The sequence below is a fragment of the uncultured Oceanisphaera sp. genome, from assembly GCF_947495715.1.
GTDB classification, from domain to species: Bacteria; Pseudomonadota; Gammaproteobacteria; order Enterobacterales; family Aeromonadaceae; genus Oceanimonas; species Oceanimonas sediminis.
The window spans coordinates 23,252-38,243 of record NZ_CANLZU010000009.1; the positions used below are offsets into that span (position 1 = coordinate 23,252).

Consider the following 14,992-nt stretch of genomic DNA (forward strand, 5'->3'; position numbering starts at 1 on the left):
TTTCAGATTAATGCCTTTTAATTCAATGCTTTAACTGATTGTTATCAGTTCATGCCGTATTTCTTGAGCTTCTTGCGCAGGGTACCGCGGTTGATGCCCATCATGTTGGCGGCGCGAGTCTGGTTGCCGCGGGTGTACTGCATGATCACGTCCAGCATCGGGGCTTCGACTTCGGCGAGGACCAACTCATACAACTCGGTTACTTCCTGACCATTAAGCTGGGACAGGTAATTGCGCAGGGCCTGATCGACCGAGTTGCGCAGCGGGCGCTGAGTGGGCTGCTCGGAAGTCGGAGATTTAGTGGTAGTAACCAGTGCATCAGAAGTCGTAGTTTGTTCGAACATATTCAGTCGGCTCTTCTTTTGTTCGTTAAGCTATATTCGCGAAATACTGCTCCAACGAGTCGAGCTGGTGCCCGGCTTCGTCGAGAGCGTTGAAATCACTGCGAAAGTCACGGCCCGCATCACTGCCTTGCAGATACCACCCCACATGTTTTCGGGCAATCCTTACGCCCATTACCTCACCGTAAAACGCATGCAGTGCGGCAACATGTTCCCGAATCATCGCCCGCTCCTGGTCCTTGGGAAGCGGTGCGGGAGTGGTACCCTGTTCAAGGTAGTGGCGGATTTCTCTAAAAATCCACGGCCGCCCCTGTGCAGCCCGGCCAATCATGATGGCGTCGGCGCCGGTATAATCCAGTACAAAACGCGCCTTTTCCGGGCTGTCGATATCCCCGTTGGCGATCACGGGAATAGAGACGGCTTGTTTTACTGCTCTGATGGTGTCGTATTCCGCCTCACCCCTGTACATGCAGGCCCGCGTGCGGCCATGCACGGCCAGTGCCCGGATACCGCTGTCTTCGGCGATACGCGCAATGTGCACGCCGTTGCGGTTGTCCGGATCCCAGCCGGTACGAATTTTCAGGGTGACCGGAACCGTTACTGCACTTACCACGGCGCTGACAATCTCTTGCACCAGCGCCGGGAATTGCAGCAGGGCGGACCCCGCCATCTTCTTGTTTACCTTCTTTGCCGGGCAGCCCATGTTGATGTCGATAATCTGCGCGCCCTGGTCCACATTGAACCGGGCCGCCTCGGCCATCAACGCCGGATCTGCCCCTGCAATCTGGACGGATCGGATACCCGTTTCTCCTTCATGATCCATACGCCGAAGGGACTTTTCGGACTGCCACACCCTGGGGTTGGACGACATCATTTCCGACACCGCCATTCCGGCTCCCATGCGCAGGCACAAGGTACGGAAGGGTCTGTCGGTTACACCGGCCATCGGTGCCACCAGCAGGGGGGTAGACAATTTGTAAGGACCAATTTCCATGAGAATACGGCTATCTCGGCTCAGGGTCGCGTATCTTACGCATTTTTTGAGGGGCTGAAAAGGTCACAAATTGAGCGGCGCATAATTTTTTATAAGTCAAGATGCTGGTGCATTTTTTATGCAGTTTCAGGGCACTTCAAGCGGCGGTAATGGCGTTGTTTGTACCGGCCTGCTCTGGTATGGCGTTCGCTCCATGGGTGATTTTCAGCGGGTTTATCCGGGTATCGGCCAAATGTTCCCATTTGGTTCCACAACGCCGAGGTTTGTACGGCCATGAAAAAGGCTCCCGCAGGAGCCTTTTCGATCTGCATGGGGGCTTATTGCTTTACGCCACCGAGTCGGGCCCAGTCTTCGCGCAGCTCGGGGTTGTCCATGTCGAACCACTGATCGTACACACGGTTCAGACCTTCGGCCTGGCTTTCCAGAATACCGGACAGCGCCAGTTTGCCGCCGGGTTTGACCAGGCTGCTGATAAGCGGCGACAGCTCCTTGAGCGGGCCGGCCAGTATGTTGGCGACCACGATGTCGGCCTTGAGCCCCTCGGGCTGATCCTGGGGCAGATAAACACTCAGCCGATCGGCTACGCCGTTACGCTCGGCGTTGTCGTGGCTGGCCTGCAGCGCCTGGGGATCGATGTCGATGCCGATCACTTCCTTGGCGCCCAGCTTGAGCGCCGCCAGCGCCAGAATGCCGGAGCCGCAGCCAAAGTCGATCACGGTTTTATCGTTCAGATCCTGGCCGTCGAGCCACTCCAGACACAGCGCAGTGGTGGGGTGGGTGCCGGTGCCGAAGGCCAGACCCGGATCCAGCATCACGTTGACCGCGGTGGGGTCCGGCACGTCACGCCAGCTGGGGCAGATCCACAGCCGCTTACCGAAGCGCATGGGGTGAAAACTGTCCATCCACTCGCGCACCCAGTCCTTGTCTTCCAGCTGTTCGACCTTGCAGACCAGATCCTTGCGATAGAATTTCTTGAGAAACTCGATGATGGGCGCCGGATCGGTTTCGGCATCAAACAGGCCTACCACCACGGTGTCGTCCCACAGCAGGGTTTCGCCGGGCAGGGGTTCAAATACCGGCTTGTCTTCGGCATCCATATAGGTCACCGACAAAGCGCCGCGACCCAGCAGCATGTTGCTGACCTTGTCGGCGGTTTTTTCGGTAGCGTTAATGCGAATTTGTATCCAGGGCATGGCGAGGCTTCATCAAACGGTAAAGGGAGGATTCTAACATGAAACCGGCCGGTTTTAGCAGGCAAGCGATGCCTACAGAATAACGTCTTTTGTAGGCACTGTTGTAGGCGATGCTTCAGCTTCGCAATGTTGCGCAGCAACATCCTGCAATGCGGCGCAGCCACATCCCGGCTCCGGTATTACCTATATCACCGCATTATCATCACGATTCATCACACAGGGGGAGCCTGTACATCGGAACCTGCTCTGCAGGTTTTCGCGGCTGAAGCCGCGACTACATTCGTGCAGTATGCAGTATTGGCTGTTCATGTACCTAGCGGCCCGAAGGGCTCTTTCCAAACAAGGCGCGCACCTCGTCGGTGGGCGGCGCGGTCAACAGCGAGCCGAACACATAGGCCAGGCCCGACAGGGTCAGGCTGGGCACAATGGCGTGCAGGCCCATTAGCTTGATGCCAAAGCTGGTCAGCAGGCCGTAGCAGAGGGCGCCGGTCACCATGGAGGCCAGGGCGCCGGTGGCGTTGCCGCGCCACCAGTACAGGCCCAGCACCAGCGGCCAGAAAAAGATGGCCTGCAGGGCGCCAAAGGCCAGCAGGTTGAGCCAGATAATCATGTCCGGCGGGCTCAGCGCCGCCCACAGCACTATCAATCCCAGTACCAGGGTTACCAGCCGGCTGGCGCGCTTGATGGCGGTGGGCGAGGGCGGGGTGCGGCTCAGGTAGTTGAGGTACAGATCCTTCACCAGAGTGGCGGAAGCCTGAATCAACTGGGAGTCGATGGTCGACATGATGGCGGCCATGGGCCCGGCCAGAAACAGCCCGGCGACGATGGGCGGCAGCACCGTCAGCATCAGGGTCGGCATCACCTTGTCGGGCACCGTCAGCTCGGGCACCAGCACCCGGCCCAGGGCACCCGCAAAGTGCATGCCGAACATCAGCAGGGCACCGACCAGGGTACCGATGATAATGCCCTTGTGCATGGCGCCACTGTCCTTGTAGGCCAGGCAGCGGATGGCCGAATGGGGCAGGCCGATCACCCCGAAGCACACCAGTACCCAGAACGACAGCATGAAACTGATGCCGAGAAAGCCGTCCGGGCCGCGCGGCTCTACCAGGCCGGGATCGATCTCGGCCAGGGCGCCGAACATGGCACCGGCACCGCCGCCGGCATGGAGCACGCCGGCCAGCAGCACCAGGGTGCCCAGCAGCATCAGCACGCCCTGCACGGCATCGGTGATCACCACGGCTCTGAAGCCGCCAATCAGGGTGTAAAGCAGTACCGTGGTGGCGAAGATGACAAGGCCGCCCTGATAGGGCAGGCCGGTCACGGTTTCCAGCAGGCGGGCGCCACCGATAAACTGCACCACCATGGTGGCGACAAAGGCGGCCAGCAGGCCCAATGCCGCCAGTATCACCACCAGCGGGCTGCGATAGCGGGCATACAGCATATCGTTGATGGTGAGCGCATTGACCCGGCGGGCAATATGGGCGAACTGCTTGCCCAATACGCCCAAGGTCAGCCAGACGGTGGGCACCTGTATCATCGCCAGCAGCACCCAGCCCAGCCCCATGCGATAGGCGGCACCGGGGCCGCCGATAAAGGAAGAGGCCGAGGCATAGGTGGCCACCATGGTCATGGCCAGCACAAAGCCGCCCATGGAGCGGTTACCGAGAAAATAGTCCTGCACGAAGCTGCCCTGTTGCGGGCGACGGCTCAGCCAGAAACCGAGCCCGAGCATGATGCACAGATAAATCACCAGCGGGATCAACAACTCAAGATTCATGGCTGCTCTCCGGGACCTGCTTGCTACCTTGCTCGGGGCCGTCCAGCGCCACGGTCTTGAAGCTGTAACGCACCATCAGCACGCAAAGCACGACAAACAGCAAGGGATTGAACAGACAGCTCAACACAAACCACAGCGGCCAGCCGGCCAGCATGAACGAGAGAGGTACCGCGTAGGCGCTCAGCCACCAGCCACCCATATAGAACACCGCCAGCGCCACGCTCAAGGCGGCTTCCCGACGGGCGATGGAGACAATATTGGTCATCTTTGATTTCTCAGAAGAAGGGGGCCGGAGAATACCAGCGCGGGCTTGCCGGAATCAATGCGCATAGCCCGGTCTTGGGCGGCGGCAGGGAGGATACGTGATCCCTGCCGCCGAATGGCTGTGTCAGTTGCCGAAGTCGTCACCGGCGGCGGCCACAAAGGCCAGTTCGACCAGGTAGCGGGGGTTGGCCAGCTCGGCCTTGACGCAGGCGCGACTGGGTGCGGTGCCGGGTTCAAACCAGGCGTCCCATACCGCATTGAAAGCTGGCAGGTTGGCGAAGTCGGTGAGATAAATGCTCACCGACAGCAGGCGCGACTTGTCGCTGCCTATTCTGGCCAGGGCCTGCTCGGCCTGAGCGAAGATCTGGGCGGCCTGACCCTGAACGTCGGCATCGAGGTCGGCCTCGGGCACTTCGACGAAGTGGGCGATGCCGTTGAACACGGTAATGTCGGACCAGCGTTGGCAGGGGTTGATGCGATGGATTGTCATGGGGTTTCTCTTCAGGTGGGCTTTGAGCCGTTATTCTAACGGCAAAGGACGGTGAGGGAAAAATATGGATATTTGAAATCTCGAACAAAGGGTCTGCTTCTCCGACCCGCTCAAGCACCTCCTTGTGGCGCTCAGCACATGACATCCCTGTCATGTGATAGACGGTGAAGCAGATCCCTTTGCCCTCCTTGATGCTCCGGCGTTGCCTGTCGGCGCCGTCTGCGGGCAACTCGGACCTTGAGAAGAGGCGGCTGTGTTGCCGCTGAGATAACGGATTGATATCAAAAAAAACGGCGCCCGAAGGCGCCGTTTTCAATCAGCAGTAGCGGTGTCTTACAGACCCAGCTTCTTCTCGAGGTAATGAATATTGGTGCCGCCATTGCGGAAATTTTCATCACTCATGATTTCTTTATGCAGCGGTATGTTGGTCTTGATGCCGTCAATGACCAGCTCGTTCAGGGCGTGCGTCATGCGGGCGATCGCGATATCGCGGTTTTCGCCGTAGCAGATCAGCTTGCCGATCATGGAGTCGTAGTAAGGCGGAACCTTGTAACCGGCATAAATGTGCGAATCCCAGCGAACGCCCAGACCACCCGGAGAATGGAAGCGGGTAATTTCGCCCGGGCTGGGGATAAAGCTCTTCGGATCTTCGGCGTTGATCCGGCACTCGATGGCATGGCCACGTACAATGACCTGCTCCTGAGTGATGGACAACGGCTGACCGGCGGCAACGCGCAGCTGTTCCTTGATCAGATCCACGCCGGTGATCATCTCGGTCACCGGATGCTCAACCTGAATACGGGTGTTCATTTCGATGAAATAGAACTCGCCGTTTTCATACAGAAACTCGAAGGTACCGGCACCGCGGTAGCCGATATCGACACAGGCCTTGCAGCAACGATCGCCGATGAACTTGCGCATTTCGTTAGTAATGCCCGGAGCCGGCGCTTCTTCCACCACCTTCTGGTGGCGACGCTGCATGGAGCAGTCCCGCTCGGCCAGATGAATGGCGTTGCCCTGACCGTCGGCCAGAATCTGGATTTCGATGTGGCGCGGGTTTTCCAGGAATTTCTCCATGTACACCATGTCGTTGCCGAAAACGGAACCGGCTTCGGCCTTGGTCATGACGATGGATTTTTCCAGCTCGCTTTCGTTACGCACCACGCGCATGCCGCGACCACCGCCGCCGCCGGCGGCCTTGATGATCACCGGATAACCGATGCGCTTGGCAATGGCGGCGTTTTTCTTGGCGTCGTCACCAATGGGACCGTCGGAGCCGGGTACGCAGGGCACGCCGGCTTTTTTCATCGCCGAAATGGCGCTGACCTTGTCACCCATCAGGCGAATGGTGTCACCACGGGGGCCGATGAAGACGAAGCCGGACTTCTCGACCTGGTCGGCAAAGTCGGCATTCTCGGCCAGAAAGCCGTAACCCGGGTGAATGGCCACCGCATCGGTCACTTCGGCCGCGGCGATAATGGAGGGAATGTTCAGGTATGACTGATGGGACTGGTTGCCACCAATACAGATGGACTCGTCTGCCAGCAGTACATGCTTGAGCTCACGGTCGGCGGTGGAGTGCACCGCAACCGTTTTGATCCCGAGCTCTTTACAGGCGCGCAGGATCCGCAGGGCAATTTCACCGCGGTTGGCGATGACTACTTTATCCAGCATGGGAATTCCTTATTCGATGATGAACAGCGGCTCGTCGAACTCGACCGGCTGGCCGTTGTCGATCAGAATGGCCTTGATCACGCCGGACTTGTCGGCCTCGATCTGGTTCATCATCTTCATGGCTTCAACGATGCACAGGGTATCGCCGACGTTTACGGTCTGGCCTACTTCGGCAAAGTTCTTGGCGCCGGGGCTGGAGGCACGGTAGAAGGTACCAACCATGGGGGAACGCATCACATGACCACTAACGGCCGGCGCGGCGGCTTCAGCGGCCGGAGCCGGAGCAGCGGGGGCGGCAGCAACCGGTGCCGGAGCGGCCTGGAACTGCTGGAATTGGGGCTGCACGGCCTGGCCGGGGTTACCGTAACGGCTGATGCGAACGGACTCTTCACCTTCGGAAATTTCCAGCTCGGCGATGCCTGATTCTTCTACCAGTTCGATCAGTTTTTTGATTTTACGAATATCCATGAGCGTTCTCTTGTTATGTTAGTACTGTGCTGAGGGGTTAACGACGGGCCAGATGGCGTGCCGCCGCTTCCAGGGCAAATTCGTAACCATCGGCGCCGAAACCACAGATCACGCCGGTCGCCTTGTCGGCCAGATAGGAGTGATGGCGGAAAGGCTCACGGGCGTGCACATTGGACAGATGCACCTCGATAAAGGGGATATTCACCCCCAGCAGGGCATCTCGAATGGCTACGCTGGTGTGCGTGAAGGCGGCAGGATTGATAATGATAAAGTCCTGCTTGCCATAAGCCTGGTGGATGGCGTCGATCAGTTGATGCTCTGCATTTGATTGCAGGTGGCTGAGTTCGATATTGCGCTCGGCTGCCTGTTCGGTCAGGCGGGCGACAATGTCGTTCAGGCTGTTCTGACCATAGATGCCGGGTTCGCGCTGACCCAACAAATTTAGATTGGGGCCATTCAGCAACAGAATTCGGAATTTATCGGTCATTGTGCAGCAATCCTCGGCAATCTTGCGGTGTTCACATCGAGCAACAGGGAGCCTAGCCGTTTTTACCCATTTCTGGCAAATAAAATCGTACGGCTCGACCCAGACCGGTCAATTATAGTGATTTCGTGAAAATTGGCAGCAATTTACTGGTCTAATCACTGATTGCAGGTTAAATCCCGGTAACAGGCGGTGTATTTCAACACCGGAGGCGGTCGGGAACCGGTTGCCAAGGCGTCGGGCAGCCTGTTTCAACCCCGGGTGCGACGGCTTCGGCCCTTAACATGTCATTGCATTACTATGGCCGAACGCGGCCAGTTACCCCGTTTAGTGCCCCTATTGTTATTCCCGCGAAGTGAGAATCCATTACTCGGCCCGGGCGTTGTCCTCAAATAGAAACGCCGCCCGAAGGCGGCGTTTAATCAAGGCAGTCCGGATCAGGCGACGCGGCTGCGCTCTTCGATCAGACGGTCAACCACTGCCGGATCCGCCAGGGTCGAGGTATCGCCCAGGGTGCCGGTGTCGCCGGTGGCAATCTTGCGCAGTATACGGCGCATGATCTTGCCGGAACGGGTCTTGGGCAGGCCTTCGGCCCAGTGGATGATGTCCGGAGTGGCGATGGGACCGATTTCCTTGCGCACCCAGTCCTTCACCTCTTTGTGCAGTTCGGCGGTCGGCACTTCACCGTTGTTGAGGGTGACATAGGCATAGATGCCCTGGCCCTTGATGTCGTGCGGTACACCGACCACCGCCGCCTCGGCGATTTTCGGGTGCGCCACCAGTGCCGACTCGATCTCGGCGGTGCCCATGCGATGGCCGGATACGTTAAGCACATCGTCCACCCGTCCGGTGATCCAGTAATAGCCGTCTTCGTCACGACGGGCGCCGTCACCACTGAAGTAGGTACCGGGGAAGGTGGAGAAATAGGTCTGCTCGAAACGGTCGTGATCACCGAAGATGGTGCGCATCTGGCCGGGCCAGGAGTCGAGGATGACCAGGTTGCCGTCGGTGGCGCCACTCAGCACATTGCCTTCTCCGTCCACCAGCGCCGGCTGTACGCCGAAGAAGGGGCGAGTGGCGGAGCCGGGTTTGAGATCGGTGGCGCCGGGCAGCGGGGTGATCAAAATGCCGCCGGTCTCGGTCTGCCACCAGGTATCGACGATGGGGCAGCGCTCGTCACCAATGACCCGGTAATACCATTCCCAGGCTTCCGGATTGATGGGCTCGCCTACCGAGCCCAGCACGCGCAGGCTGGCGCGGCTGGTGCCTTCCACCGCCTCGTCACCCTTGGCCATGAAGGCACGAATGGCGGTCGGTGCCGTGTACAGAATGTTGACCTGATGCTTGTCCACAATCTGGGCCATGCGGTTGGTCTTGGGATAGTTGGGGATCCCTTCAAACATCAGGGTGGTGGCGCCGTTGGACAGCGGGCCGTAAAGCAGATAGCTGTGACCGGTGATCCAGCCTACGTCGGCGGTACACCAGTAAACATCACCGTCGTGATAGTCGAAGATGTATTTGAAGGTCATGGTCGCATACACCAGGTAACCGCCGGTGGTGTGCAGTACGCCCTTGGGGGTGCCGGTTGAGCCGGAGGTGTAGAGAATGAACAGCGGATCTTCGGCGTTCATTTCGGTGGGCGGGCAGTCGGCGCTGACCGTGGCCGTGGCTTCGTGCCACCAGATATCACGGTTTTCAAACCAGGCCACATCGCCACCGGTGCGACGATAGACGATAACCTTGCAGTCTTCGCTGACACCGGGTTTGGCCAGGGCGGCGTCCACGTTGGCCTTGAGCGCCACCTTGCGGCCGCCACGTAGACCTTCGTCGGCGGTGATGACGACTTTGGCATCGGAGTCGATGATGCGGCTGGCCAGGGCGTCCGGCGAGAAACCACCGAATACCACCGAATGCACGGCGCCAATGCGGGCACAGGCCAGCATGGCCACGGCGGCTTCCACTACCATCGGCATATAGAGGCTGACCACGTCGCCTTTTTTCACGCCCTGGGCTTTCAGTACGTTGGCAAAGCGGCATACCTGCTCGTGCAGCTCACGGTAGGTGACTTTTTTGTCGTCATCCGGGCTGTCGCCTTCCCAGATGATGGCGACCTCGTCCGCCTTGGTAGCCAGATGACGGTCGATACAATTGGCGGACAGGTTAAGAGTACCGTCTTCAAACCACTTGATGCTGATGTGGCCGGGATCGTAAGAGGTGTTCTTGACCCTGGTATAGGGTTTGATCCAGTCGACGCGCTTGCCCTGCTCACCCCAGAATTTATCCGGGGACTCGATGGATTCCTGATACATGCGCTGATAACCCGCATCGTCGATCAAGGCATTCTGGGCAAATTGTGCCGTGACTGGATGAACCTTTACTTCACTCATTATTCCGCTCCTTGGTGTAATCATCTTGGTGTAATACCAATCACCCCTGGTGTGATACTCGGTAACTCACGGGGCATAACCAATAACCATTGTGTAACAAGGTGACGCAGATGGTCGCCATGCTCAATTAGACTTTCGGCTAGCAGTATGACTATTACTAGCATAATTTGCCGGTGATGTTACCGGTTTGTATCGCAATATCATTGCGAATGGCGAGGTTTGTCCCTGTCCTGGTTACAGTAAAAATTCTTCGGCAAAATAGATGACGATCAGGTAACGCACCGACTTGCCGATAAACACCAGCAGGGTGAACGGCAGCAGCCGCACTTTCATGATGCCGGCAATAAAGGTCAGGGCATCGCCGCCCACCGGTGCCCAGGCCAGCAGCAGCGACCAGACGCCGAAACGCTGAAACCAGCGTTGGGCCCGCTCCAGTTGCTTGTCCTTGACGGGAAACCAGCGTTTGTGTCGGTAATGCAGCAGATTGATGCCCAGCCACCAGTTCACCACCGACCCCAGGGTGTTGCCCACGCTTGCCAGAGCCCACAGCAGCACGGCGGCATCGGGCTGGCGGGTCAGCACCGCCGCCAGCACCACCTCGGAATAAAAGGGCGCTATGGTGGCGGCAAGCAGGCTGCTGACAAAGACAATCAGGTAATCAAGCATGGCAATCAGTCGTAGAGTCGCTCGGGACGAGCGACACGGGCCAGCCCGACCAGGGTGCGAAAGATGGCTCGTTGATGACCGAGGTAGGACAGGTATTCCGGATGCCACTGCACCCCCAGCATATAGTGCTCGCCCTGGTGTTCGATGGCCTGCACGAAGCCGTCCAGATCCCGCGCCGCCACCGCCATCCCTTCGCCCAGCCGGTCTACTGCCTGATGATGCAGGCTGTTGATGCGCCAGCGCGGTTGGCGAATGATGTCATGCAGCCGGCCCTGACCACAGCCGATGGCGGTTTTGCGCGGCAAGGGGGTGCGGCGGTTGGAGGTACGGCGGCGCAGCGGTCGAATATCCGAGTGCAGTGAGCCGCCCAGCACCACGTTGATCAGCTGGGCGCCGCGACAGATGCCGAGCAGCGGCAATTGCGTGTCCAGCGCATGTTTGATTAGCTCGATTTCAAAGGCGTCCCGCTTCGGGTCGGCCGGTGCCTTGCCGGTATCTTCGCCATAGAGGGCGGCATCGATATCGTCGCCGCCGCCGATGATCAGCCCCTGCAGCTTGTCCCGCTTGTGGGGCCGAAAGGTGGACGGTGTCAGTCGCAATGCCCGGCCGCCGGCCAGGCGAATGGCCAACCGGGTCGCCCACCAGGCCCAGGGCAGCCGGCTGTCGGGGCCGGTCACGCCAATCAGCGGAGCCATGGTGTCACCTTGTTTGCCCAGGGATCGAGAAAGTCGGGCGTCAGGCTGTCGAGGTGGGCGGCATAATGCCGGCACACCTGTTCCAGCCGACGTTCATCGTTGGCCAGCATTTCCACCTGCAGCCAGCCGGACCAGGCGTGCGTGAGCGACCAGTGCGGATTGTCGATATCGGAGTTGGGCAGGCGGTAGTGCAGGGTCGGCCGCTTGTTGACCTTGTCGTCCTGCACCGCCTGTTGCACCAGGGCCTCGTCGTGCCAGGCCAGTATCGGCAGCAAGTCCAGCGAGCGATTGCGACTGGGGTTGGCGGCGAGATAGTCTTCACTGAATTGTGGTAGGTCGGGCCAGTAGTCGAGGTCGATCACCTTGCGGCTGTAGTCGTTGGCAAAGCCGCGAATATAGGGAGACAGCTTGCGGGCCGCGACGATGTCTTCGCGCTGCGCCAGCCAGTCATGCAGGCAGAGATAAGCCTTGAAGTAACGCAGCAGGGTGTTGGCGTCGGTATCGGGTAATTCGGGATTCAGGTGCAGGCCAAAGGCATAGTGCAGGGCGTGGCGGGTGCCCTTGGCGCCGTTGGTGCGCAGCCGTTCAAACAGCGGCGTTAATTGCTCGAGTCGGGACAGTGGCAGCGGTGGGCTGACCAGCTCCAGCGGCACCAGCTGAAATGCCAGCGTGCCCAGTAGTTCGGTGGCCGCCTGCTCCAGCTCACCCGGCGGCTGCTTGAGCTGAACCCGGGCCAGCCGCTTGAGGTAATCGAAGTCCAGCTCGGCGCGAAAGGTGCCGAGCGGGGTATCTATTTCAATTTCGTATTCAGACTGTTGGCGCAGCTGGCCATTCAATTGTTCGGCCACCAGAGCGGCCAGCCGGGGCAGGGGCAGTCCGTTGAGTTCCAGCTCCACGCCGAGACGCCGTTCCTGGCCTGAGGCCGTGTGTCTGTGTTCGGGCAAGCGGTAGGTCATGGGTAAGCTCCTGTCGGTTAAACTACCTCTTTATGTCAGCTCGGCTGTTGCCGCCACCAGTAAAGCGCAAAACCGGCCCAGCTCAGGGCCAACAGCAACCAGGGCAGCCAGGCCGAGACAGGAGACGCGGGTACCGGTTCCTGCTCTATGGTGTCGTCGTGGTCATGAGACTCTTGCTGGCGAAGCTGCTGCTTTTTGGCCTTGTCGGCGGCGCGAGCGCGGGCCTTGTGTTGCTTCTTGTATTCTTCAATGCCTTTTTGAATGCCCTGGGTGATCAGCCGGGTCTGCTCCTTGGTCTGTCCCGGCCGCTGCGTTGCCCTGGCGATGCGTTCGGCCTCTTCCTGGGTTTGGGGAGAGGGGGCGGTTTTCCGGTTTTTGCTGTAAGCCATTATTGGGCCACCATCACTGGGCCACCATTATTGTGCGACATTGTTGAGATAATGAATATCCATGCTGAACATGGCAAGCAGCAGGCTGGCGGCGGCGGCATAGAAGCCGAAAGAGTCCCGCTGCCGGCAGGAGCCGGCGAAGGGCGGCAGCCAGTCGATCAGCAACTGATTGGCCAGTTCCCGTTGTTGATCCAGCAGGGCGAGGCGGTCTGTTTCGTTGTCGGTGTCGGCACCGGCAATGGCGAGCGTGGCCATCATTTCCAGCTGGTTGCAGGCGTTGAGCGGGTCGTCGTCCTTCAGTCGAGTACCGTGCTGATGCAACAGTATGCTCATCAGCATCATGCCCTCGTCTTCCGGCTGGGCCAACGAGGCGGTATCGAGCAGCGAGTCCTCGGCAAACAGCTTTTGGTAGTGTTCACTCAGTTCGACTTGGGGCTCGGTCAGCTGCAACACCCGACCGGCCTGCCGGCGAAAGGTTTCGGCGGCATCACGCAGCGGGTCCAGCGTGGCCAGACTGTCGAGAAAGGCATGCATGTCATAACCCCCGAACTCGCGGATTTCCTCGTCGACCAGCGGGGCCGCAAACAGGGCGGTAAACCAGTGATAAAGCTCTGCTCTACGGTGCGAGGTCACCATGAAATCTTGCATATTTTCCTCAACGACAGGGTGGGGGCCGGTCGGCCTGTGCGCCTTGGTTCCGGCTAAAAACCTCTATTCTATCGGGTTTAACAGCCAGATCTACCCTGGTTGGCGGTGAATCGATGGGGATTAAAGTGTTGCTTAATCTTAAACTTTTTGTAAAATTTTCAACTTAAAGATAAATAAATGTTGTTAACTGAGGTATCGGGACTAGGCCGGACCCGGCCTAAAGGGTAAACTCGGGACTTCAGTGAACACCCCCATGTGAGTCAGGAGAGACGGATGTTAAAGCGTGACATGAATATCGCCGATTATGATCCTCAGCTGTGGCAGGCCATCTGTGATGAAACCCAGCGTCAGGAAGAGCATATCGAGCTGATTGCTTCCGAGAACTACACCAGCCCGCGCGTCATGCAGGCTCAGGGTTCCCAGCTGACCAACAAGTATGCCGAAGGCTATCCGGGCAAGCGTTTCTACGGCGGCTGTGAATATGTCGACATCGCCGAAGAACTGGCCATCGAGCGTGCCAAGCAGCTGTTTGGCGCCACCTATGCCAACGTGCAGCCGCACTCCGGCTCTCAGGCCAACAACGCCGTGTTCATGGCGCTGGTCAAGCCCGGCGATACCGTTATGGGCATGAACCTGGCGCACGGTGGTCACCTGACTCACGGCTCTCCGGCCAACTTCTCCGGCAAGATGTACAACATAGTCCCTTACGGCATCAACGAAGCCGGCACGATCGATTACGAAGAAATGGAGCGTCTGGCGGTCGAGCACAAGCCGAAGATGATCATCGGTGGTTTCTCTGCCTTCTCCGGCATCGTCGATTGGGCGCGCATGCGTGAAATCGCCGACAAGGTCGGTGCCTGGTTCCTGGTGGACATGGCCCACGTCGCCGGTCTGATTGCCGCCGGTCACTACCCGAGCCCCATCGCTCACGCCCACGTGGTAACCACCACGACCCACAAGACCCTGGCCGGTCCTCGTGGTGGTCTGGTGCTGTCTGCCGCCAACAACGAAGAGCTGGAGAAGAAACTGAACTCCGCTGTCTTCCCCGGTGGCCAGGGTGGCCCCTTGATGCACGTTATCGCCGCCAAGGCCGTGGCCTTCAAGGAAGCGATGGAGCCCGAGTTCCAGGAATATCAGGGGCGTGTGCTGAAGAACGCCCAGGCCATGGCCGATGCGTTTCAGCAGCGTGGCTACAAGGTGGTTTCCGGCGGTACCTACAACCATCTGTTCCTGCTCGACCTGATCGACAAGGGCATCACCGGTAAGGAAGCCGACGCCGCCCTGGGCCGCGCCTTCATCACCGTGAACAAGAACGCCGTGCCGAACGACCCGCGCTCTCCGTTCGTGACCTCCGGTATTCGTATCGGTACCCCGGCGGTAACCCGTCGTGGTTTCAACGAAGCCGATGTACGCGAACTGGCCGGCTGGATCTGTGATGTGCTGGACAACATCAACGACGAAGCGACTATCGCCCGCGTAAAAGAGCTGGTGCTGGACATCTGCCGTCGTCACCCGGTTTATGCGTAACACGCATCGGGATTAGGGACTAGGGATCGGGGACTG

Annotated in this window: 16 protein-coding genes; 1 reads left to right on the forward strand and 15 read right to left on the reverse strand. The window is 59.1% G+C overall.

All coding sequences use genetic code 11. From position 1 onward, the window contains the following. Positions 1 to 44: 44 nt before the first annotated feature. The 15 genes from fis to Q0753_RS07100 all read right to left on the reverse strand — a co-directional run bounded on the left by fis (position 45) and on the right by Q0753_RS07100 (position 13,429). The gene (fis, locus tag Q0753_RS07030; protein ID WP_104486259.1) at positions 45 to 344 is read right to left on the reverse strand and encodes a DNA-binding transcriptional regulator Fis; all 300 of its coding nucleotides are present in this window, start codon (positions 342 to 344) and stop codon (positions 45 to 47) included. 25 nt (positions 345 to 369) lie between these two features. Then, positions 370 to 1,335, reverse strand: a complete 966-nt coding sequence (dusB, locus tag Q0753_RS07035) for a tRNA dihydrouridine synthase DusB (protein WP_298718915.1) — start codon at positions 1,333 to 1,335, stop codon at positions 370 to 372. Positions 1,336 to 1,652: 317 nt separating this feature from the next. Next, positions 1,653 to 2,528: a 50S ribosomal protein L11 methyltransferase gene (prmA, locus tag Q0753_RS07040; RefSeq protein WP_298718917.1), complete on the reverse strand. Its 876-nt coding sequence runs from the start codon at positions 2,526 to 2,528 to the stop codon at positions 1,653 to 1,655. 313 nt (positions 2,529 to 2,841) lie between these two features. Next, positions 2,842 to 4,308, reverse strand: a complete 1,467-nt coding sequence (gene panF, locus Q0753_RS07045) for a sodium/pantothenate symporter (protein ID WP_298718919.1) — start codon at positions 4,306 to 4,308, stop codon at positions 2,842 to 2,844. Continuing rightward, positions 4,298 to 4,573 (reverse strand): YhdT family protein, encoded by a 276-nt coding sequence (locus tag Q0753_RS07050; protein WP_298718921.1) that lies wholly within the window; start codon positions 4,571 to 4,573, stop codon positions 4,298 to 4,300. The genes panF and Q0753_RS07050 overlap by 11 nt, the downstream gene beginning before the upstream one ends. Before the next feature lie 123 nt (positions 4,574 to 4,696). Further along, on the reverse strand, positions 4,697 to 5,062 hold the full coding sequence (locus tag Q0753_RS07055; RefSeq protein WP_298718922.1) for a RidA family protein: 366 nt from the start codon (positions 5,060 to 5,062) through the stop codon (positions 4,697 to 4,699). 333 nt (positions 5,063 to 5,395) lie between these two features. Then, positions 5,396 to 6,736: an acetyl-CoA carboxylase biotin carboxylase subunit gene (gene accC, locus Q0753_RS07060; protein ID WP_298718923.1), complete on the reverse strand. Its 1,341-nt coding sequence runs from the start codon at positions 6,734 to 6,736 to the stop codon at positions 5,396 to 5,398. 9 nt (positions 6,737 to 6,745) lie between these two features. Continuing rightward, on the reverse strand, positions 6,746 to 7,204 hold the full coding sequence (accB, locus tag Q0753_RS07065) for an acetyl-CoA carboxylase biotin carboxyl carrier protein (RefSeq protein WP_298718924.1): 459 nt from the start codon (positions 7,202 to 7,204) through the stop codon (positions 6,746 to 6,748). 37 nt (positions 7,205 to 7,241) lie between these two features. Beyond that, a complete protein-coding gene (gene aroQ / locus Q0753_RS07070; RefSeq protein WP_298718926.1) occupies positions 7,242 to 7,691 on the reverse strand; it encodes a type II 3-dehydroquinate dehydratase in 450 nt (149 codons plus the stop codon). 434 nt (positions 7,692 to 8,125) lie between these two features. Continuing rightward, the gene (gene acs / locus Q0753_RS07075) at positions 8,126 to 10,075 is read right to left on the reverse strand and encodes an acetate--CoA ligase (RefSeq protein ID WP_298718928.1); all 1,950 of its coding nucleotides are present in this window, start codon (positions 10,073 to 10,075) and stop codon (positions 8,126 to 8,128) included. A gap of 234 nt (positions 10,076 to 10,309) precedes the next feature. Continuing rightward, on the reverse strand, positions 10,310 to 10,741 hold the full coding sequence (locus Q0753_RS07080) for a YqaA family protein (RefSeq protein ID WP_298718930.1): 432 nt from the start codon (positions 10,739 to 10,741) through the stop codon (positions 10,310 to 10,312). Positions 10,742 to 10,746: 5 nt separating this feature from the next. Then, positions 10,747 to 11,436 (reverse strand): gamma-glutamyl-gamma-aminobutyrate hydrolase family protein, encoded by a 690-nt coding sequence (locus Q0753_RS07085; RefSeq protein ID WP_298718932.1) that lies wholly within the window; start codon positions 11,434 to 11,436, stop codon positions 10,747 to 10,749. Next, the gene (locus Q0753_RS07090; protein WP_298718934.1) at positions 11,424 to 12,392 is read right to left on the reverse strand and encodes an amidoligase family protein; all 969 of its coding nucleotides are present in this window, start codon (positions 12,390 to 12,392) and stop codon (positions 11,424 to 11,426) included. Before Q0753_RS07090 ends, Q0753_RS07085 begins: the two co-directional genes overlap by 13 nt. 35 nt (positions 12,393 to 12,427) lie before the next feature. Beyond that, on the reverse strand, positions 12,428 to 12,781 hold the full coding sequence (locus tag Q0753_RS07095) for a DUF2956 family protein (RefSeq protein WP_298718936.1): 354 nt from the start codon (positions 12,779 to 12,781) through the stop codon (positions 12,428 to 12,430). Between the two features lie 27 nt (positions 12,782 to 12,808). Then, entirely contained in the window at positions 12,809 to 13,429 is a 621-nt protein-coding gene (locus Q0753_RS07100) for a molecular chaperone TorD family protein (protein WP_298718938.1), read from the reverse strand. Between the two features lie 273 nt (positions 13,430 to 13,702). Between Q0753_RS07100 and glyA the strand changes: the two genes are divergently transcribed. Next, positions 13,703 to 14,956, forward strand: coding sequence for a serine hydroxymethyltransferase (glyA, locus tag Q0753_RS07105; RefSeq protein WP_298718940.1), 1,254 nt, complete (start codon positions 13,703 to 13,705; stop codon positions 14,954 to 14,956). Positions 14,957 to 14,992: the final 36 nt, after the last annotated feature.